This is a genomic window from Chryseobacterium sp. KMC2 (genome assembly GCF_016756935.1).
GTDB classification, from domain to species: Bacteria; Bacteroidota; Bacteroidia; order Flavobacteriales; family Weeksellaceae; genus Chryseobacterium; species Chryseobacterium rhizosphaerae.
Map to the genome: position 1 here is coordinate 155028 of NZ_JAESIT010000008.1, position 21268 is coordinate 176295.

Here is a 21268-nt window from a genome sequence, read left to right on the forward strand (position 1 = left end):
AACACACAAAACGATAACTATGGCAATTAATTTACAGAAAGGTCAGACGATTGATTTAAGAAAAAATGACCGTGGAGAAAGTATTTATGACCTTTCGAAAGTTACGATCGGTTTAGGATGGGATGTAAGAAAACAAGGAGGTTTCTTTGGAAAATTATTTAATAAAGAAGCTGAATATGATCTTGATGCAGTAGCGTTCCTTTTAGACGGAAACGGAAAAGTAGCCAATCTTGGAAGAACAGTCCAAACCAATGACGGAAGACAGATGGGGCTTTATCAGGGTGATGTGGTCTTCTTTAATTCTATGCAGCATCCAAGTGGAAATGTATGGCTGACCGGAGACAACAGAACAGGCGCCGGAGATGGGGATGATGAGCAGATCATTGTTAAGCTGGATCAGCTGGATCAAAGTTATCAGAAAATTGTTTTTGTAGTTACCATTTATCAGGGAAGAAGCAATAATCAGCATTTCGGAATGATCGACAATGCATTTATCCGTGCAGTAGATGCTTCAGGAAAAGAGATTACAAAATATAGTTTATCCGGAGATTCAAGCATGAACGGAATGTGTGCAATGGTTTTTGCCGAAGCATACCGCCATAATGGCGACTGGAAATTCCGGGCAGTGGGAGAGCCGCACCAGACAGATAACTTTATTGATATTCTGAGACAGCAGTACGCTTACCCAAACTAGACTTTATTTCTATTAACCATAAAAATGAATGCCGGCTTGGAAGTCTTCGACTTCCTCCGCCGGCTTCCCAATTAATACTTGTCTTATAATGACCAGAAGATTATTAGCCTATTTTTTATTGGATACCTCAGGTTCTATGAACGGAGAGCCAATTCAGGCCCTGAATAACGGATTCAATGGGCTTATCAGTATGCTTCGTACAGATCCGCAGGCGATGGAGAGCCTTCATCTCAGTGTCATTACTTTTGACAGAGAAGTTAAAAATAATGTTCCCCTGGTGGATCTTGCGAGTTTCTATCCTATGGAAATTACCTGCCCGGATAGTGGACCCACCCATACAGGAGCTGCTTTGGAAATGGTTTCGGAGCTCGTTCAGAAAGATCTGATAAAAGCAACTTCTGAAGTGAAAGGAGACTGGCAGCCTTTACTCTTCATATTTACAGATGGAAAACCCTCAGATATTCAGAAATACAGGCAGATGATCCCGGTGATCAAAGGGCTTGAATTTGGAGCTATTGTAGGCTGTGCAGCAGGTCCAAAAGCGGACGAGCAGTATCTTAAAGAACTTACTGATCATGTGGTAAAGCTGGATGCTACAGATGCCATTACACTTTCCTCTTTTTTCAAATGGGTAAGTTCTTCCATTACACAGGGTGGGCACTCCCAAAGTACAGGAGAAAACATAACACTTCCCCCGCCACCATCTGAACTTAATATTATTATTTAAAAAACTGTCTTTACAACCATGAGAAGACTACCTATTTATTTTTTAGTAGACATCTCCGAATCTATGGTAGGAGAACCTATTGAGCAGGTACAGGAAGGTATCGCCAATATTGTAAGAGAATTGAAAAAAGATCCCTACTCGCTGGAAACCGTTTATATTTCTGTGGTAGGTTTTGCCGGTGAGGCGGAGGTTATTGTCCCTCTCCAGGATATCATCAGCTTTTACCCTCCAAAAATTCCTATTGGAAGCGGGACATCCTTATCCCAGGGTCTTATTAAAATCATGGATTGTATAGACCGTGATATTGTGAAAACAACTTATGACAGGAAAGGAGACTGGAAGCCTATTGTTTTTTTATTTACCGATGGAGTGCCCACTGATGATGCTACTAAAGCCATTGATAGGTGGAATACCAAATATGGCGGAAAAGCTAATACTATTGCTGTTTCTATAGGTGAGAATACAAACTATAAACTACTGGGCTCCCTGGCAGATAATGTTTTATTGTTTAACAATACGGATGAAAATTCCTATAAAGAGTTTTTCAAATGGGTGACAGATTCCATAAAAACCACCAGCCAGAGTGTTACTGAGGCTAAAAAAGAAGGAATTAATCTTTCTAAGATAGATTCTGTTATTTTAGAAAAGGTGGACCCGGAAATGGAACAACGGTTTCCGGATAATAATTTTGTGGTTTTAAACGGTAAATGTTCAGAAACAGAAAAGCTGTATTTGATGAAGTTTAAAAAAACATTTGCCGCATCAGGTATACCCGGAATGTCTACGAGATATTACAAATTGGATGGAGCCTATAAAATTGATGAAAAAGCGTATTTCAGACTTTCTTCTTCCCAGAAAAATATACTGAAAATTTCCATAGAAGAATTACAGGGCGGAACTTCATGTCCTCATTGTGCTAATCCTATTGCACTGGCAACCTGTTCCTGTGGAGGTATCCACTGTCTGCAGGGAGAAGGATATAACAAATGCCCATGGTGTGGTACATCGGATTATTATGGGTTTTCCAGTGAAGGTTTTGATATTAACAGGACGTTGGGCTAGCAGCAGGACTGAGCTGAAAAAAAAGATTCATTATCCGGGTTAGAAAATATGGGATAGAATTATAGTACTAATTGCTGAATATACAACGCATGAAAATACCTAAAATTTATTTTGGAACTCAGAAAAAGACCATGGAAAAAACTGTTATTGATCGAGAAAAAGAGGAATTTAAAGAGGCCCATTGGGTCCTGAAAAATGCCAATTCAAAACAGTTTTATGAATTCATTTTTGACCTGGCAATGTTTCCGAATATAGAGATTAAAAGTATAGGAAATCTTGAAGAAACGGGACTTGTTTTCGAAAACAATACCCTGTCAGGAACCCCGGTAACGAGTAATGTATATCATTTAGATATCCAGTTCTTTCATACCCATGATGAAGGCAGCATGGAGATAAAACCCATACAGTTGTTTGTCAATGCTAACCCTAAAGATTTGTGGAAAAATATTCCAAGTGCTCAGGATGCTGAGTTTCCTAAACAGGATGAGACTTCCTATAAAGGTAATTTTTTAGACAAAAAAATTGTTGTGGTTTCTAAACGGGGCCGTTCTCATGCCCACGAAGGAAAATTCAGGGATGATGATTTTGCAGTCAATGAGCTTTCTTCCTCCTGGAGTATAGTTTCTGTTTCAGATGGAGCAGGCTCGGCAAAGGCCGCAAGGGAAGGGGCCAGATTAGCGGTTAATTCGGTGAATATGTTTTTCAGTGCAACAGAAATAATCCGTGAAATTGAAAAAAATGTCAGGATAATCTATGATACTGAATATCCCCGGGATAGAAAAGATGAAGCCGGGCAGAATATTGTAAAATATTTATATGAAAGTGTCACTGAGGTTTATTATACCTTAGAAAAAGCGGCGGCTGAGCATAGTCTATCTATCAATGATCTGCATACTACCTTGATCTTTACTCTGGCTAAAAAATTTGAATTTGGGTATGTAATTCTCAGTTTTGGAGTAGGAGACTGCCCGATTAACCTTATCAGTAAAGATTTTTCAGAAGTACAGCTTCTGAATTCAATGGATGTAGGAGAGTTCAGTGGTGGTACCCGATTTATTACGATGAAAGAAATTTTTAATGATCAGATAGCATCACGTTTTAGAATCACCTGTGTGGAAGATTTTTCTTTCCTTAGCCTGATGACAGACGGGATCTATGATCCTAAATTTGTTACAGAAAATAAGCTGGAAGATATTGACAGCTGGAAATTATTCTTTAATGATCTGAGTGGGAATAATGATGACAGGGCAAAGGTAGATTTTCTCAGTGATGCAGAGATTGATAAGCAGCTTTTGACCTGGGCGGATTTCTGGAGCAGAGGAAACCATGATGACCGAACTTTGGCCATAATCTATTAATAAAGTATGAAAAAAACAATTAAGGTCGTTTCTGTTTTAGATGCAGCCAAAACTTATGAATATGTTGATGAAAGCCCGATCCGGGGTGGCGTGAAAGATGTTTACTTTTCGCCTGATAAGGACTATGTGGTAGCTTTTTACCGAAGTCCGCTGGATGAAGGACAGAAAGAAAGGATTATGAGAATTGTTTCTACATATTTGGGAAATATACAGAACGGGAATGCTTCGGAATACTTTCTGAATGAAATATTCAGATGGCCGTATGATATTGTTGAAAAAAATAAACTGACGGGGATTATTGTCCCGATTTATAATAAAAAATTCTTCTTTGCTAAAGGATATGTGGGTTCAGATAATATCCTGGGTCAGGATAAAGTAGGGAAATGGTTTACAGCACCAATGTTCCGGAATCATCAATATCCACTAAGGCTTGATCAGTCTGAACTTGGAGATTGGCTGAGCTATTTTCAGATCGCTATCAATATCAGCCGCGGCGTTAAAAAGCTGCATCAGATGGGGCTGGCCCATTCCGATCTCTCTTACAATAATATTTTGGTGGATCCGGTTACAAAATCAGCCTGTATTATTGATATTGATGGTCTTGTAGTTCCTAAGTTATTTCCCCCCGAAGTTATCGGGACAGCGGATTTTATTGCCCCTGAAGTTTTAAAAACGCAGCATTTGAACCTTACCGATCCGGATAGGTATTTACCCAATCAGAAAACGGATCTTCATGCTCTTGCCGCTCTGATTTATATGTACCTTTTAAGAAGGCATCCGCTGCGTGGAGGGAAAATATGGGATCTGGATTCTGAAAAAGACGAAATACTATCCATGGGAGAGAAAGCAATGTTTGTGGAACATCCTGAAGACCCTACCAATCATGTGAAAACCGATCAGCTGAGAAAATGGGATACTTTCTGGGGAGATCCTAAAAATATACCTTATACCATTGTTGGACCTTATCTTTCTGATCTGTTTAAAAAAGCATTTGTAGATGGATTACACGATCCTATCAGGCGTCCTACAGCTAATGAATGGGAAACAGCTTTACTGAAAACAGTAGATTTAATACAGCCTTGTCATCATTCTGCCTGTACAGAAAAATGGTATGTCTTTGATAATACAAGTACACCCAAATGTCCTTTTTGCGGAACACCTCATCAGGGAAGCCTGCCTGTTTTAGATTTATATTTTAAGTTTGATGATGAGGTATGGAAGCCTGAAAATCACAGGTTGATGGTGTATCATAACCAATATTTATTCAAATGGCATGTATCCAGAAAGGTCATCCGAAATGAAAACCTTACCATGCAGGATAAAATGCCTGTAGGATATTTTACTTTTCATCAGGGGAAATGGGTATTGGTGAATCAAAGTTTACCCGGTATGAAAGATATTACAGAACAGAAAGAAATTCCGCCTGGTTCTATGGTGGAACTTACGGATGGTAAAAAAATACTGTTGTCTGCTGATGAAGGTGGACGGCTGATTTATGTAACGATGGCTAATCAGTAGTGTTTCTTTGTTTTAATTGCCCCTGTTAATTTTTCACTTCCATAAAGTAAGAATGCTCATCTTCTCCTACAATTTGAAAACCTAAACTGGAATAAAGCTGCTGTGCCTTATTGGTTTTTAAAACACTTAATGAGACTGTTTTTCCTGTTTCCGAAGCTTCATCAAGAATATTTTTTAAAATACTTCTTCCCACTCCACGGCCTTGCAATTCGGGATCGATCTGAAGCTGGAGAACTTCTGTTTTCTCAGCAGTTCTGTTTATTTTTAAGAGCCCGATGGGATCCTGATTCAGGAAAATAATATGAGCTTTATCAAACTCATAAAGAATCCTTTTAAGAGTCGTTTCCTTGTCGGTCGGAAGATGAGATTCAGCATAATGAGGATTCATAGTTTTCATTCTCAGATCGAGAAGAAAATCAATATCAGTTTCAGTGGCTTTTTCGTAATGCAGGTCAAGATCCATGTTGAAGATAAAAATTAGTGATGCTATTTCAATGCAATTTTCAGTCCCATTTCTTTTTTCAAATATAACAAAACCTCAGCATTTCCGCGGGCATCGTCTACCGGATGATGGGTGTGTTCAGTTTTACGTAGGTGTTTCCATTGGGCAAAAGTATCCCTTTCCAATCCACAATACAGATCAGACAATCTCCTTGAAGAGTAACCGAAAGGATTTCGCCCAAGGAAATGATGAAAATACCAGCAGATGAACATCCAGTCGAAACCATTATTATCACTGATGAAAATAGGTCTTCCTTTAGAATGGGTTTTGATCCATTCTTCAAAAGTAGACATCACTTTTTCAGGATCTTCAAAATCCATGGTTTCTTCTCTTGTGAAGCCTGAAACCGCTAAAGCATCGGGATTGTATTTTCCGGAAATAGGCTTTAGCTTCCCATAGAAAGTCTTGTCCAGTTCCTCATCTACAAGCACGGCACCAAAACATACCATAGAAAAATCCCCGGGAATCGGACCGTCCGATTCTATATCGACCATGATATAGCTCATTGAATACTGATTTTTAGTATAACGAAGATATTGATTTAACCTGAGCTCCAAACACTAAATTTCACTATGTGAGAACAGAAGCTGAAAGAAAAGGCTGGAAGTATCATTTGAACCTGTGTTTGGTAATAGGATATCCCTCAGCATAGCCATACTACTGAATGAAAACTATTTTTTTTCTTCTTCCAGCCTTCGGTTTCTCTCTCTTTACTCTAATTCAAAAAAGCTTCTCTTGCCTATTTTTATCTTAAGCCCCTTTGAAAGTTCAATTTCCTGATCCGGTTCTATGATTTTGACAGAATTGAGCTGAACACCTCCGCTTTGGATGAGCCTCCGCACAGCAGATTTACTCAGGCTGTTTTTTAAATGATGACATAGTTCAAGGATAGTCTTCTTATTTTGGAGATGATTCAACACAATAGCAATCGAAACAGGCTCAAAACTTTTCTCCTCAAAATTTTTATTCTGAAACTGTTGATTAAAGAACAGTTCTGCATTTTCGGCAGAGACTTTATCATGGTATTGACTGATGATGTTTCTGGCAATCAGCTTTTTTATATTCATTGGATTTTCTCCATTTTCTATCCTTGATGTTAATACAGCTTTTTCTTCCGGTGAGAAATCTGTGGTGAGTTCAATAAATTCATCAATTAAAGAATCCGGAATAGACATGGTTTTCCCAAACATCTCATTGGGCTCATCAGTAAGACCAATCGTATTATTCAGAGATTTACTCATTTTTTCTTTTCCATCAAGTCCTTTTAAAAGGGGCATGCACATGACAATTTGTGCAGGTAACTGATGAACTTCCTGGAGCTGCCTCCCCATAGTACAGTTGAAAAGCTGATCAGTTCCTCCCATTTCAATATCACATTCAATTTTCACTGAATCAAAACCCTGAAGGATAGGATATACCAATTCATGCATGGCAATAGGGGTATTTTCTGCGAACCTTTTATTGAAATCGTTTCTGTGCATGAGCTGGGCTACCGTTACTTTTGACATCAGCTGAATAACCTCCGAAAAATCAAGAATGTCTAACCAATCAGAATTGAAGGCGATTTTTGTTTTTTCTACATCAATAACTTTAGATAGCTGATTGATATAGGTTTTGGCATTATGCTCTACTTCCTCGGAACTTAAAGGTTTTCTTGCCTTATTTTTCCCTGTGGGGTCACCAATTCTTGCTGTGAAACTTCCTACAACAATCACAATCTGATGTCCCAGATCCTGAAACTGTTTCAGTTTTTTTAGCACCACCGCATGCCCTAAATGTAAGTCAGGGGCTGTTGGATCAAAGCCCAATTTTACAGTTAATTTTCTGTTTTCCTCTTTGGAGAGTTTCAGCTTTTCCTCCAACCCGTTCTCAGGAAGAGTAATGGCCACATTTTCTTGTAATGTACTGATCATATTGAATAATTTTAAAATGAAAAAGCCCGGACAGTATCTGTCCGGGCTCTATATATATGTAGATAATTTTACTGAATAATAGCTATAGAAAGTCTTCCCGAACGATAGGTCGGGGAGTAATACTCACTGAAAAAAGGAAGACGTAATATGCTGTTTAAGTGTTTCATGAGATACAAATATAGAAACTTTTTAATCGAAAGCCAATATTTAAACCATCAAGATATATAGTGATGTTAAAAATTAACTAATTACTAATCTTAATGGTTTAAAATAATGGTTCAAAACAATTTTACTTATCAATCTTTAAGCGAATACCATGCCATTATAAAATTTTATTTTAGTGATTAAGAACAGGCTGGAGGTAAGCTGCTGAGATCTGTTTTTTCCATAATTCAAGATCTTCTGCAGAGGCTCTGTCGGCTTTGTCAAAAAAGAGATGTTGGATGATCTCAAAGCCGCAATAGGTAAAAATACCCTGATCAGAAGTAAGAGAAAGTGCCGTATCCATTCCTGTTTGTTTATATTCTTCATGAGACTTTCCATGGGTATTGATGATAACGGCTTTTTTCCCTTTTAAAAGTCCTTTTTGTATTCCCTGGTCATAACGATAGGCAAAACCGTAACTGAAAACACGGTCTATATATCCCTTCATGATAGCAGGAAGTCCAGTCCACCAGATGGGATAGATAAAGGTGACTTGATCTGCCCATGAAATAAAATCCTGTTCCTGCTGTATATCATCAGCTACTTGTCCACTACGCTGCCCCTGCATATCTGCTAACGATAAAACAGGATCGAAATTCATCTGATAAAGGTCCCTGATTCTGATCTCGTGATGTTCAGACTGAAGCGTTTCTATAACGTGGTTTAAAATGTTGTGATTTAAACTGCCTTCGTTAGGGTGTGCATAAATAATTAAATGTTTCATTGCGCTGCTTTTTAAAATTTATAAGACAAAAGTAAAGCAGTGGAAATGTTAAAAATTGTAAGAAAACGAAATCTGAAGATCAGGATTTAGGATTGCAGATATCCTGTTGAAACTTCAGGTATTGGGCAGGGGAAATATTCAAAAAATGTTTGAAATCATGAATAAGCTGGCTTTGATCATAATAACTGCATTCATCGATGATGTGAAACCACTGAACTTTTTCCTGCTTTGCGGTCTCTTTTTCTATGATTTTTATGGCTTTTAAAAAGCGGTTGTAACGGTTAATCTCCTTAATAGAATATCCAAATTGTTCCTTCTGTTTGCGCTGAATATTTCTTTCGGTCTGGTTCGTCTGTTCAGAAACGATTTTTATCGGATTCAAATGATCATTTTCAATACCACTTAAAAGTTTGCTGATAGTATCCTGATCCTGTAAATATGGAATACAGAATTCTAAAATATGATTCACCTGTTCTGTAGCAGACTGGAGGTGGGAAAGTTCATACCATAAATTAGTAAAGCAATTTTCATCCAGAAGTTGATCAGGGTGTTTAGCTGTTGTATGGACAAAAGAAAGTTTTCCAAAAAACCTAAAGAATGCATCATCTTTAAAATTAGCTACAAGTATAGAAGAACCTGCCGGAAGCATATAATCAAAAGCTTGTCTTACAGGACCGAAAACGATACACTTATCAACACTGATAATTGTTTTTTCACGGGTAGACATGGATGCCTGCTCCCCAAAGCAGAATAATAACAGGGTTTGGTAAGTGGGAAGTAAAGTTTTGACGATAGCCTCAGCAGAAGTATTTTCAGCAAAATAGAAATGAGTGAATACATTTTCAAACTCCTGAGGAACAGGAATTCTAAATTCATGATATTCGGGCAGTTGGTCAGGCATCATCTTTTTTATGTAATCAGATTTTTACTCATCTTGTAGTTGATGAGGTCAACTCCTTTGAGGTGTACAGTCTGTTCGGCATTCACCTTAAACCCCATTTTTTCAAAAAAAGGTTTTGCTGTCTTGCTGACATCGGCATTTAGTATGGATGCCTCCTGTTGTAGAGCTTCCTGTTCTATCTGAGTATACAATGCCTTTGCAATTCCCTGATGCTGATAATCCTTATGTACAAAGAGCAAATCAATATAGTTTTCCTGATCGAGAGTGCAAAACCCAATCATTTTATTTTCAGAAACAGCAATCAAAATGTGCTGTTTCTCTATTACTTTTAGCCATCTTTCTTCATTCTCAGTACCTGACTTCCAAACTTCAATCTGTTCGTTATTGTAGTCTTCCTTGCAGACATCCGTAATGGTTTCCGCAAAAAGAAGCTTCATATCCGCAAGATCAGCTGTGTTTCCTTTCCTGATGATCATGGTGTAGGGGTGATATATTGTTTTTCATATAATTTCTGCTGTTCTTTATTCAGAAAAGGATAGAAAAGATTCATCTGCAGTAAGGTATAATGCGATATCGCTGCCTCCTGATCCAGTTTTAAAATTAACCTGTTGTGGGTAAGCCAGTTATCGGCAATAATGAAAATCTGCTGGATAAGGCTGTCCATCATAAATTCAGGTACATCTTTTTTAAAAATATTATTCTTTTGTAATCCGGAAAAGATCATCTGAAATTCTTCTTTTCTACTGGTATGGATCTCTTCATACTGTGATCTTATTTCAGGAATTTCTTTTAAGATATCTACAAAATTCACGAATATAAACCGGAAAGAATAAAATATTTTACACGTTGAAAAAGTAAACTGATAAAGGTTTTCCAGTGTATTATTTTCCATTTCTTTCATTGTATTCAGCAGTTCGTCCATTTTTAGCACTAGTTCCTGAAAGAGTATTTTAATGATATCTTCTGAATGTTTGAAGTGATAATGCAAGTTTCCCGGACTGATATTGAGCTCCGCAGCGATATGCCTTGTAGTGATTGTAGTATAACCTTTCTCATTAAAGAGTTCGAGGGCCTTCAGTAAAATTTTTTCTTTGGTTTTCATCATTTAACAAATATAATATTTTATTGATACTATTTTCAAAATTAGAACATTTGTTCTAATTTTGAAGTATATTTGTGATAAAAAAATATAATCAATATGGAAGGGAAAAAAATATTTGATTATGAAGAAGCCGGAAAAAAAGACAAGAAAAACGAAAGTAATATTCAGGATGCTCTGGCAAAAGTTCTGCAGGTACTCATCGGTGTAATAATGGCATTGCTGCATATGTGATGAGAAAAAGAATTTCGTATTGGTTTTTTGTGGGATTGATAGCCTGGATATTCATCATTGCATTAAGAAAAAAAGGATTGTATATTCCAGTGATCAATGATCATTTTACGGATTGTATTACCGTTCCTATGTATTGTTACCTGATAGAATATATAATGAACGACTTATTAGGCTATCATTGGAAGCCTGACTTAAAATTTGTTCTGACCTCAGTACTGTATTTATCTTTTTTATTTGAAGTGCTTTGTCCGGGAGTATCGCATCGGTTTACAGGAGATATTTTGGATGTACTGGCGTATTTTGCCGGTGGAATGGTTTATTATTTTTTTAGATTTAAAACATTCAGCTTGGTACAATTTTCTGATAAAAAGGCCAACAGATCCTGACAAAAGCAGGATTCTGTTGACCCGAGTTATAGTTTTTATCCGTTTTTAGATTATTGAGGAGATACGGTTTTAATTACCATTACCACCTGCTCTGTTGGATTCTTCAAATTTTACCTGCTTGGTAGCTCCTTTCACACTATTGTTCCCGAATTTATAGGTAAGAGAAAGGTGAACATTTCGGGTAATACCTTTGTACTGATAATCTATAGTATAAGTGGGGTAATATTCTATACCTTTTTCACGGTTGGTATTCAGAATATCATTTAAATATAAATTAACGAGAAGTTTTTTATCCATCAGGCTTAATTTTAATCCTGTATACAGAGAGGCATTGGTATAGTAATAGGTGTTTCCATTTCTGTTCGGAAGACTGCCCCAAAGCCCTAGCATTAAGGTGACTGTCTTTTCTTTATTAAGAAAGAAATTATTGTCCAGATTAATATTAGCACTGTAACCGGCCGGTGCCGGAAGAATGGCAGGATCATAGGATTTTGATTTCGTATAATACCCATTCACAAAAAGAGTAGATTCCAGCCATTTCAGTTTATTGTAATTGTAGCTGACATTGATTCCTGCCTGGTCTTCATTATAGAAATTCTTCACGATAGAATATCTTGTTTGATCACCAACCATTTGGATTCTGTCCCAGTTATCTTTATTATAATTGTAGTATAAAGTAATATTCAGGTTATTATTCAGCACATATCCGAATTCAAAATTGTCTGAAAATGAAGGCAGCAGATACGGGTTACCGGTGCTGTATTCATATTCTGAAGTATAAAATTTGAATGGGTTCAGATTTCCGAAGTAAGGACGCGAAATCCTCCGTGAATAGTTGAGTGAAAAAGCATGATTTTCATTGGGCTTATAGCTTATATAGGCTGTAGGGAAGAATTTACCATATTTTATCTTTGCTGAAGTATTATCATTCATTGAAACTCCTTCCAGCGTAGTGTACTCATAACGGAGCCCGGCCTTAGCATCCCATTTATCATTGATTTTAAAATTGGTCGATACATAAGCGGCATAGTTTTCTTCATTGTAAAAGAAGGTATTGGTACGACCGGGGTTTAGCACATACTGATCATTTTCAATATTGAAAAAATTAAACTCTGAGTCATTTTTAATGCGGGTATATTTCAGTCCCGATTCGGTCTTTATCTTGGCAAAAGTTTTTTCCATATCGGCCTGCCCGGAATAAATTCTGTATTTACTGATAGGGTTTGCCAGAGTAGCAATAGTTTCCGAAGTAATAGTATTAGAGAAATTTCTGGCATTGGAATTATTGATCATCATATTTGCTGTCAAATTCAGTTTTCCTCCTGCACTGTCTAATTTGGCTTCATAGAATGCTGTGGCATTGTGAACATCCCTGCTGTTCCTGTTTCTAAAATTGGAGAGAATATTCAGCAGACCTTCCTCATTGAATCTGGCTGAAGTACTTTCTCCCTTTTCCAAAGGATTACTGTGCGAGTAGTTATAATTGATGCCTGCCAGGTTCTTATCATTGATTTTGTATTCCGCTTTTATATTTCCGCTTTTGTATTTGTAATTATTGAGATTGTCACTGTCTCTGTTCCAGTAATTAGTATTGGTGGTACCTTTCAGATAATTGTAGGTATCATATTGCCAGTAATTATCCCCTGCGGAAAGATTGGTGCTTAGTGAGAGTTTCTCTCCCTGATAATTGAATGTAGCACCGCTTCTTGTAGAAACTGTAGGTTTTCCCCAAAAATAGTTTCCGGAGGTTTGGATAGAGCCATTCCATCCGAGATTTGCATTTTTCTTGAGAATAATATTAATCAGTCCGCTTTTTCCTTCTGCATCATATTTTGCAGGTGGAGTGGTAATGACTTCTATTTTTAGGATATCATCAGAGCGCAGTGTTTTTAGATAGTTAATAAGTTCCTGTCCGTTTAAATTCAGAAGTCTGTCGTTGATCATAACGGCAACATTGCTTTTGCCTGCAATACTTATCGCATCGTCACTGGTTTTTACCATGGGGGTTTTGGATAGTGCTTCAATAGCATCAATGCCTTGGGAAGCCACAGAGTTCTCAACATTAAATACCAGACGATCTACTTTTCTTTCAAATAATTTCTTTTTTGCTGTAATGGTTACCCCTTCTACTTTCTGTACTGTAGGAGGAGCTTCACCAAATTGAACATCTTTTTTGACGGCCCCTTTTACTGCTATTTTTTCACTGTTTGTTTTTATCCCGTCTTTTATAATTTCAAATACATAATTTCCATTTTCTTTTAAAGGGATTTTAAACATTCCCTTTTCATCTGTGATCGCAGAAAATTTAAGATTATCTTTTGTGATCAGTACCTCTGTTTCTACCGCCGGCTTATTTTCCTGGTCCGTAATAGTTCCTTCAATGCTTTGTGCAAAAATGAATGAACTTGATACAAGACTTAAAAGAATAATTATCTTCCGATTCATACTTAGTTTTTATACAAGACAATTTTTAAGAGAAGGATATTACATAGGTCTGTGAAAAATCTTTTTTTAGCCGGAAGAGGGTCCGAAGTTTTCTTTTGGCTATTTTTGTGACAGATTCATCAATATTCATCCTCAATGCATGATAAACTTTTGCAATATATACGTTCAGGACAGGAGATTACCCCCGAAGAAATTGAAACGGTAAAAACCTGTTTTGAACCTGTAAAATTCTCCAGAAACACGGTGATAGAAGAAGCAGGTAAAGTACCCAACTATCTTTATTATATTGTTTCAGGATACCTCAGGTTGTTTTATATGGATCAGAATGGAAACCAGGTCACTACCCATATCAACTGTCCGCCCGGTTTTTTTACGTCTTATACTCATTTTATCAACAAAACAAGATCTGATGATTTTGTGGAATGCATTACAGATTGTGAGCTTTTGCGGATTTCCAAAGCGAATCTTGATCATCTGGTTGCCCATAGCCGGATGATGAAAGATTTCAGTATTTTGGTTTTTCAACAGTCTATTGCCTACAATGAAAACCGCTCCAGAGAATTATCTGCTTTGAGTGCTGAGCAACGCTACCTTAAATTATTGAAAGAATTTCCCGATATCATTCAGCATGTTCCCATTCAATACATCGCTTCATTTTTAGGGATGAAACCGGAAAGTCTCAGCAGAATCAGGAGAAAAATAATTAACTAACAAAAGTCAAGTGGTTCCGCAAACAGGAAAGTGAACTTTGCAGCATTAAAATGAATGCAATGACAAAGAATACTTTAAGCCTGGTTTCAGGAGCAAACGGACATTTGGGAAATAATTTAGTGCGATTTTTATTGCAGCAGGAAATTCCCGTACGGGCAACGGTAAGGAATATAAGGAATAAAAAGCCTTTTGAAGGGCTGGATTGTGAAGTAGTTCATGCGGATATCACCGATAAAGCCTCTTTTGTAAAAGCATTACAGGGAGTAGAAACATTTTATGCTGTAGGTGCTTCTTTTAAATTATGGGCTCAGGATCCCCAGAAAGAAATCTATGATGTTAATATCAACGGAACACGTAATACTATTGAAGCCGCTGCAGAAGCAGGGGTGAAAAAAATAATCTATGTAAGTTCTATTGCTGCACTGAATTATACAAAACTTCCCACCAAAGAAAGTAATGGTTACAATCCGGACAGAAGGGACATGTACTATAATTCCAAAAATGACGGTGAAAAACTGGCTTTTGAGCTGGCTGCCAAACTCGGAATAGAGCTTGTTTCTGTAATGCCTGCTGCTATGATAGGGAGTGAAGCGTTTTCACCCTTGAACGTTTCTTATGGAGTTCTGAAACTTATTCTGAATAAAAAAATCCCTGTAGATACTAAAATCACCCTAAACTGGGTAGATGTAAAAGACGTTGCAGAAGGGTGTTATCTTGCTGCCCAAAAAGGAAAATCCGGAGAACGTTATATTCTTGCCAATGAAAAATGCATGAGCATTACAGACACCACCATTTTAGCAAACAGACTTTATCCTGAACTGAAACTTAAAATACCTAGCTCAGTTCCAAAAGGAGTTTTGTTGGGTATTGCTGCCATCATGGAATTTACAGCCAGACTAAGTGGAAAAGCTCCGGTACTGACCAGAAAAGATATTGCCATGTTTTCAGGATTGCAGCAGGATTTTGATATTTCCAAAGCAAGAAATGAATTAGGATTTAATCCGAAAAAACCTGAGCAGGCTGTGGCAGAGGCTTTAAGCTACCTGATAAAAAATCCTGAAATCTTAAGAGAGGCCTGAAAGCCTCTTTTATGATCGTCATTTTAAAGCTGGATAATAGAACCTTTATAAAATTTTGTCATATCATACAGATCATTGAAATAAAGTTGAAGATTAGTACTGTTTTGGATATCAGATTCTTTTAAATACAACTGGTTTTCAGCCAGAACATATAAATCCTGATGGTCAGCTTTTAAATAATCACAAAGAATATTTTCCTTGTCTCTATGGAGTAATGCTGTGATAAATATTCCGTAAATCAGGAACTGGTTAAAATTCTGAGAATTGACAATATAACCCATGGGCTGCTGTGAGTACTTTTCATAATCTGAAAGAATCTGTTGGAAACTTTGTACCTTATCATTAGATGGTATTTCGTAAAAGAGATCAATACCATGGATGAAAAGCTGTGTTTTGGTTTCTTCAGGATCTGAAGGATACATATGGCTGAACCATGAAAAGATATTCATCAATTCTTCCTTGGTAAGCTCATCTACAGACTCTTTTACTTTCTCCTTAATGGTTTCAAGCTGGGCCGTGTTGTTGGTTTGGAGAAAATTTAAAATATTCTCTTCTTCCCGACAGAGCTTATTGTATAAATTAATTTTAGCAATATTAGGGTTTGTTTTGATAAAATGAAGTTCTTCTGTCATAAATTTTCACCCAATATTTTTATGAATATGGTAATTAAAGATACAAAATATGCAGATATTTCAATGAAAAAATAATATGTACTAAATTGTATTAATCGATCGTCTCATGTAATGCAATTCTGTTTCCTTCGGAATCTTCAAATTCAGCAACTGCAAAGCCGTGTTTGGGATCTATTTTCTTTGAATAGAGTAATTTTCCTCCATTTTGAATAGCTTTTTGTAAGGTTTCGTCTATATTTTCGGTTTTGAAATAAATAATGACGCCGTCTTTAGAAGGTTTGTATACATCTCCTTTAGCCAGTGCTCCTGTAATTCCACTGTTTTTTTCTTCAAATGGAAACAGTGCCATTTCATAATGGTCGATCACCTCTTTTTCAAAGCTAAAATTAAAAACGGCAGTATAAAATTTTTCTGCACGGTCCAGATTAGTGACAGGAATTTCAAAATAAATAACAGGGTTGGAAGTACTCATAGGGTTGGAGTTGGGAGCCTGATTACAAGATAGGACCATCCAGAAAGAAAAAATAATTGATGCAGACCTTCTCATAAATTTCTTGACCAGTTTATATAGACTAAGATAAAAATTTTATTTATCATTTAAAAACAGATAGACTTATCTATTTTTTATTTAGCTTTGTAAAAATTTTCAGGATGAAAAAAGAAAAAGTGAAAGATAGAATCATCAGGGTAGCTTCGGATCTGTTTTACAGACAGGGCTATAATTCTACCGGGATCAATCAGATTATTGCTGATGCCGATATTGCAATCGGGTCCCTGTATAATCATTTTTCATCCAAGAATGAGCTTTTACATGCATATCTTATTAAAGAAGAACTGGCATGGTTTGAAGGTGTTGAAAAAAGTATTGAAGGCTGCTCGGATCCTAAAGAAAAAATAGAAGCTTTAATGGATTACAGGAAACAGCTGCAAAAATCCTCTAAGTTTGCCGGATGTCATTTTATTAAAATTATCTCAGAAATAGGGGACACTAATCCTGTAGTGTCTGACTTTGTAAAGAAACATAAAGAAAAACATAAAGATCTCATCAGAACATTAGTGGAACAAAGTCAATTACCGGAGATTGATCTTGCGGCAGAAACTATTTTTCTGCTTATTGAAGGTGCTGTGGTAACCTCTACAATCCAAAAAAAAACAGATTCTTTCGATCACGCTAAAAAAATTGTTCAGGGACTGTTGTCCTAATTTTTTTTACTATTAAAAAATAGATATATCTATATAATTATGAACTATAAATATTTGAAATTGCTGATTGTACTTTCGGGGCAATTGCTTACCATCATGGATATTTTTATTATAAATGTATCCATTCCATCTATCCAGAAGGATATTCATGCCTCCAATGGAGAAATGCAGCTGATGATCTCTTCCTATCTTATTGGATTTGCTTCTTTTCTGATTACAGGAGGAAGGATGGGGGATGTATATGGCAGGAAAAAGATTTTCATTGTTGGGTTGATATTTTTTATGCTGAGCTCTGTAGGCTGCGGAATTTCAACGGGTGCCGGACCATTGATCATCGCCCGTTTTATTCAGGGAATGAGTGCTGCTTTGATGGCCCCACAAGTTTTGTCTATGATACAGATCCTGTTTCCGATTCATGAAGAAAGAACAAAAGCAATGGGGTGGTATGGAATAACAATTGGGATTGGAACCATTGCAGGACAGTTTTTTGGAGGGTATTTTTCATCGCTATCCTTTATGCAGGAACCGTGGAGACTGATTTTTCTGATAAATGTACCTATCTGTATTTTATCTGTATTTTTCAGCATAAAATTTTTGAATGAATCTAAAACTCCGGTAAAAAATGCCTTTGATATTTGGGGGGTAGCAGCGTTGTCTGCCGTCCTTTTTTGTTCAACATACACCTTAACGATGTCTGAACATCAGGGCTTTAATCTCAGAAATACTGCCCTTCTTCTGATCTCAGCCTGTATTCTGATCTATTTTATAAAAAATCAGAAAGGGAAAATAAAAAGGAACCGCCCTTATCTAATTGATTTTGAATTGTTCAGGTATAAGAATTTTAACCTGGGAATCTGGGCGGTGGTTTTCTTTTTTATTATGCTGGATTCCTACTTTTATATTGTATCGCTTTTTTTTCAGGATGGATTAGGAATCAGTCCGCTGCATGCCGGTGAGATTATTGTTTTTCAGGGGCTTGGGTTTATTTTGGCTTCCCTTTTTTCTGCAAAACTGGTTTTAAAATATGGAAAGAATACACTAATTGGAGGGATAGGGCTGATCGCTGGTGTTCTTATTATACAGATTTTTACTTTCAATTCACAGACACCTTTTTACCTTTTTTACCTCCTGTTTTTTTTGCATGGAGCAGGAGTAGGTTCTGTTATCCCTTCTCTTGCCAATATGGCATTGTCCGGGATTTCTGTAACCCTTGTAGGAAATGCATCGGGAGTTTACAATACCTTTCAGCAGGTGGCAGCGATCATCGGAATTATTGCGGTGGGTGGTGTTTTTTATTATTTTCTGGGAAAACAGCCGTCAGCGCAAGATTACCACTATGCTTTTTTAATGGCTATTGTCATCAATATTGTATGTCTTGTTTTTGTGGCAGCTTCTATTTTTATGCTTCCTGAGCATATCCTTCCGAAAAGTAAGATGGCAAAGAATCCGTAAGTGCTATTTCGAATGATTCAACACGATTTTCGCAATATTTTGGGTAATTTCAGTTGGTGAATGGCAGTCACAGTTGCTTAAACCGATCACATAAATATCTTTGCCCGGGATATAAACTCCCATACTTTTGAATCCAAAAATACTTCCGCCGTGCTCTCGGTCCGGAGTGCCGTTATTATCTTTCAGATGCCATCCGTATCCATAGGTAAATTCTTCACCCGAATTCAGTTTATATTTTTGAAATGCTTTTTGGGTTTCTTTAGCATTTAATAGAATATTCTGGTTTAAAGCCTGCTGCCATTTCAGCATGTCATCCACAGTAGACATTAATGAGCCTGACGAAAAGGGAATGCTAAAGCTGATCATTGTTTTGTTGACAAATCCAGATTCTTTTTTATGATATCCATAAGCCCTTTTGGGAATAAGTTTTCTATCGGAAGCGTAATAGGAATTCGACATTCCTGTCTTATCAAAAATATTTTTCTTGATGAAGTTTTCATAAGTATCTCCTGAAATAAGTTCTATAATATATCCTAAAACCACATAGCCGGAATTATTGTATTCAAATTTTTCTCCCGGAGCAAAATCAGCCGGTTCATTTTTGAAAAAATCTACCATTTCTATGGGTTTCATTTCTTTCTGGGCAATACCGGAAAGAGATTTCATCTTTGTAAAATCCTTAATTCCCGAAGTATGGGTCAGAAGATGATGAATACTTATCTGGTCCCCCGAAGGATAGTCTTTGATGTATTTTGAAACAGGATCGTTTACAGAAAGTTTCCCCTGTTGTTCCAGCATCAGAATGGCAACGGCTGTAAATTGCTTGGTCATAGATCCGATTTGAAAAACTTGGTCCGGAGTCATATTGACATCAAGTTCCAGATTAGCTTTTCCAAAAGCCTTCCGATAGAGACTTTTGCCATGTTGACTCATCATAAATACACCGCCCGGCTCATTTTTATTTCCAAATTCGGTTTGGATCAGGCTGTCAATTTTCTTTTCAACGCTTTTTTCAAGGGCTTGGGCACTCATCTGACTGCTAAAGAACACAAGCAGTATAAGAGTGGTTATAAGTTTTGTGATAATCATATCGATTTGTATTGTGTTATACAAAGATATAAATTATTTTCATTACCATGTTATGCAAAATAGCTATTGGTGTTTTCTTGATTTAAAAATAGGATGTTGATTTTCAAGGGTATTGAAAGGACGATTATTTTTCTACAGAGATTAACAGCATCATTGGCCTGCGAAGTTCATCTTTCATTTCCGGAATTTCCTTCAGCATATTGTGACTGGGCTCCGGTTCAATGATTTCTTTAATTTTAAAACCGTGTTTCAATAAAGTATTGAGATAAGAGGTTAAAGTCCTGTGGTATTTGATGACATTTTCTCCTAAAAAGGTGGTGTTTCTTTTCCCTTCGATAAAATACCGGTCAACAGGCCAGCAAACTTTTTCCCCATCTTTATCATATACCCAATCCTGACCTCCTTCCGCGGTAAACACAGGATGCTCCACTGAAAATACAAAATGACCTCCTGAAACCAGCCAGTGGTAAATGTTTTGAGCAAGAGCATCAAATGATTCCACATAATGAAGGGTTAGTGAACTCAAAACAAGGTCAAATTTTTCAGTAGGGTATTCTACATCTTCCAGTGCTTTTCTTTCATAGTGGATACCTTCCAGATTGTTGATCTCTTTAGCTTTAGCAAGCATTTTCTCCGAAAGGTCAATTCCAATAACAGATTTCGCTCCGTTTTCCATAGCATAGCGGCAGTGCCATCCGAATCCACAACCCAGATCAAGGATTTTTTTTCCTTTGATATTGGGTAACATATTTTTCAGAGCATGCCATTCTCCTGCTCCTTCTAAGCCTAATTGTGACCGAAGCATTTGTTCATACTGGTCAAAAAAAGCCGGGTTGTCATATTTATTTTCTTTCATAGGATAAAAGTGGATCTTGGTCTCTTAATTTTGATCGAACTTCATTAAAGAACGTTTCGAACTTTGGAAGATCATCCGGGCTGATCCGTGATCTTACCACCTTCAGGGTCTTACGGGAAGTCGTGAACGTGTAGTCATTGAGATTGTAATCTGCCGAAGTTATTTCATCAATATTGATCTGCTTTTTAGGGAATATATTAACCTGAATCTGCTTATCGCTAATGATGAGATATTTATAGAAATATTCATAGGAAGCCATGATGATATAAGCTATTCCCAATGCTATAATGACATAAGGCTTCCATAGTTTTTTTTCTGATTCAAAAAAATAACTGATTCCTATCCCGATCCAAACAAGACCGAGTGCTATATTGGTAATAATTCTTTTATTCTTAAACGCGATTTCCATGATAGGGTAATCTGGTTGAATGGGTCAACCGAGTCTATTGTAAAAATACGACAATTATTTAGTAATTTCT

General features: G+C 36.8%; 24 protein-coding genes. 11 read left to right on the forward strand and 13 right to left on the reverse strand.

The annotated features are described in order from the left end of the window. Positions 1-19 precede the first annotated feature (19 nt). From JML65_RS11515 to JML65_RS11535, 5 genes are all read left to right on the forward strand, one after another. Positions 20-694, forward strand: coding sequence for a TerD family protein (locus tag JML65_RS11515; protein WP_047488130.1), 675 nt, complete (start codon positions 20-22; stop codon positions 692-694). Positions 695-782: 88 nt separating this feature from the next. Beyond that, complete coding sequence (locus JML65_RS11520) at positions 783-1421, forward strand: vWA domain-containing protein (protein ID WP_202270952.1); 639 nt, start codon at positions 783-785, stop codon at positions 1419-1421. An 18-nt stretch (positions 1422-1439) separates the two neighbouring features. Then, positions 1440-2483: a TerY-C metal binding domain-containing protein gene (locus JML65_RS11525; RefSeq protein WP_084085330.1), complete on the forward strand. Its 1044-nt coding sequence runs from the start codon at positions 1440-1442 to the stop codon at positions 2481-2483. 89 nt (positions 2484-2572) lie between these two features. Further along, a complete protein-coding gene (locus JML65_RS11530; RefSeq protein WP_202270953.1) occupies positions 2573-3841 on the forward strand; it encodes a PP2C family serine/threonine-protein phosphatase in 1269 nt (422 codons plus the stop codon). A 6-nt stretch (positions 3842-3847) separates the two neighbouring features. Continuing rightward, entirely contained in the window at positions 3848-5359 is a 1512-nt protein-coding gene (locus tag JML65_RS11535; protein WP_202270954.1) for a helix-hairpin-helix domain-containing protein, read from the forward strand. A gap of 25 nt (positions 5360-5384) precedes the next feature. Here JML65_RS11535 and JML65_RS11540 read toward each other — a convergent pair whose 3' ends face one another. The 7 genes from JML65_RS11540 to JML65_RS11570 form a co-directional block, all read right to left on the reverse strand. Next, positions 5385-5822, reverse strand: a complete 438-nt coding sequence (locus JML65_RS11540; protein ID WP_202270955.1) for a GNAT family N-acetyltransferase — start codon at positions 5820-5822, stop codon at positions 5385-5387. Between the two features lie 23 nt (positions 5823-5845). Next, on the reverse strand, positions 5846-6367 hold the full coding sequence (locus tag JML65_RS11545) for a 3'-5' exoribonuclease domain-containing protein (RefSeq protein WP_047488142.1): 522 nt from the start codon (positions 6365-6367) through the stop codon (positions 5846-5848). A gap of 204 nt (positions 6368-6571) precedes the next feature. Beyond that, positions 6572-7774, reverse strand: a complete 1203-nt coding sequence (tyrS, locus tag JML65_RS11550; protein WP_202270956.1) for a tyrosine--tRNA ligase — start codon at positions 7772-7774, stop codon at positions 6572-6574. Between the two features lie 337 nt (positions 7775-8111). Further along, the gene (locus JML65_RS11555; RefSeq protein WP_202270957.1) at positions 8112-8702 is read right to left on the reverse strand and encodes an NAD(P)H-dependent oxidoreductase; all 591 of its coding nucleotides are present in this window, start codon (positions 8700-8702) and stop codon (positions 8112-8114) included. Between the two features lie 79 nt (positions 8703-8781). Next, positions 8782-9606, reverse strand: coding sequence for a helix-turn-helix domain-containing protein (locus tag JML65_RS11560; protein WP_237390856.1), 825 nt, complete (start codon positions 9604-9606; stop codon positions 8782-8784). A 5-nt stretch (positions 9607-9611) separates the two neighbouring features. Beyond that, the gene (locus JML65_RS11565) at positions 9612-10079 is read right to left on the reverse strand and encodes a GNAT family N-acetyltransferase (protein ID WP_202270958.1); all 468 of its coding nucleotides are present in this window, start codon (positions 10077-10079) and stop codon (positions 9612-9614) included. After that, positions 10076-10708 carry a TetR/AcrR family transcriptional regulator gene (locus JML65_RS11570; RefSeq protein ID WP_052188590.1) on the reverse strand — a complete coding sequence of 211 codons (633 nt, stop codon included), beginning with the start codon at positions 10706-10708 and terminating at the stop codon, positions 10076-10078. The genes JML65_RS11565 and JML65_RS11570 overlap by 4 nt, the downstream gene beginning before the upstream one ends. Before the next feature lie 93 nt (positions 10709-10801). Here JML65_RS11570 and JML65_RS24010 point away from each other — a divergent pair, with 93 nt between their 5' ends. Next, positions 10802-10936 carry a hypothetical protein gene (locus JML65_RS24010; protein WP_262896498.1) on the forward strand — a complete coding sequence of 45 codons (135 nt, stop codon included), beginning with the start codon at positions 10802-10804 and terminating at the stop codon, positions 10934-10936. Further along, positions 10936-11322 (forward strand): hypothetical protein, encoded by a 387-nt coding sequence (locus JML65_RS11575; RefSeq protein WP_202270959.1) that lies wholly within the window; start codon positions 10936-10938, stop codon positions 11320-11322. The genes JML65_RS24010 and JML65_RS11575 overlap by 1 nt, the downstream gene beginning before the upstream one ends. Positions 11323-11391: 69 nt before the next feature. On the opposite strand, the gene JML65_RS11580 is transcribed toward JML65_RS11575, so the two are convergent. Further along, positions 11392-13767: a TonB-dependent receptor domain-containing protein gene (locus tag JML65_RS11580; protein ID WP_202270960.1), complete on the reverse strand. Its 2376-nt coding sequence runs from the start codon at positions 13765-13767 to the stop codon at positions 11392-11394. 135 nt (positions 13768-13902) lie between these two features. On the opposite strand from JML65_RS11580, the gene JML65_RS11585 reads away from it, so the two are divergent. Further along, positions 13903-14478 (forward strand): Crp/Fnr family transcriptional regulator, encoded by a 576-nt coding sequence (locus tag JML65_RS11585; RefSeq protein ID WP_202270961.1) that lies wholly within the window; start codon positions 13903-13905, stop codon positions 14476-14478. Positions 14479-14537: 59 nt separating this feature from the next. Beyond that, the gene (locus JML65_RS11590) at positions 14538-15557 is read left to right on the forward strand and encodes an NAD-dependent epimerase/dehydratase family protein (protein ID WP_237390857.1); all 1020 of its coding nucleotides are present in this window, start codon (positions 14538-14540) and stop codon (positions 15555-15557) included. Between the two features lie 23 nt (positions 15558-15580). On the opposite strand, the gene JML65_RS11595 is transcribed toward JML65_RS11590, so the two are convergent. Both JML65_RS11595 and JML65_RS11600 read right to left on the reverse strand, forming a co-directional pair. After that, entirely contained in the window at positions 15581-16189 is a 609-nt protein-coding gene (locus JML65_RS11595) for a hypothetical protein (protein WP_202270963.1), read from the reverse strand. Positions 16190-16280: 91 nt separating this feature from the next. After that, positions 16281-16736 carry a VOC family protein gene (locus JML65_RS11600; RefSeq protein WP_237390858.1) on the reverse strand — a complete coding sequence of 152 codons (456 nt, stop codon included), beginning with the start codon at positions 16734-16736 and terminating at the stop codon, positions 16281-16283. 104 nt (positions 16737-16840) lie between these two features. On the opposite strand from JML65_RS11600, the gene JML65_RS11605 reads away from it, so the two are divergent. After that, positions 16841-17392 carry a TetR/AcrR family transcriptional regulator gene (locus tag JML65_RS11605; protein WP_202270964.1) on the forward strand — a complete coding sequence of 184 codons (552 nt, stop codon included), beginning with the start codon at positions 16841-16843 and terminating at the stop codon, positions 17390-17392. A gap of 39 nt (positions 17393-17431) precedes the next feature. Beyond that, complete coding sequence (locus JML65_RS11610; protein ID WP_202270965.1) at positions 17432-18844, forward strand: MFS transporter; 1413 nt, start codon at positions 17432-17434, stop codon at positions 18842-18844. Between the two features lie 3 nt (positions 18845-18847). On the opposite strand, the gene JML65_RS11615 is transcribed toward JML65_RS11610, so the two are convergent. The 3 genes from JML65_RS11615 to JML65_RS11625 form a co-directional block, all read right to left on the reverse strand. Then, positions 18848-19933 carry a serine hydrolase domain-containing protein gene (locus JML65_RS11615; protein WP_237390859.1) on the reverse strand — a complete coding sequence of 362 codons (1086 nt, stop codon included), beginning with the start codon at positions 19931-19933 and terminating at the stop codon, positions 18848-18850. Between the two features lie 124 nt (positions 19934-20057). Further along, on the reverse strand, positions 20058-20789 hold the full coding sequence (locus tag JML65_RS11620; RefSeq protein ID WP_202270966.1) for a class I SAM-dependent methyltransferase: 732 nt from the start codon (positions 20787-20789) through the stop codon (positions 20058-20060). Beyond that, positions 20776-21198, reverse strand: coding sequence for a hypothetical protein (locus tag JML65_RS11625; protein ID WP_047488180.1), 423 nt, complete (start codon positions 21196-21198; stop codon positions 20776-20778). The genes JML65_RS11620 and JML65_RS11625 overlap by 14 nt, the downstream gene beginning before the upstream one ends. Between the last annotated feature and the right edge of the window lie 70 nt (positions 21199-21268).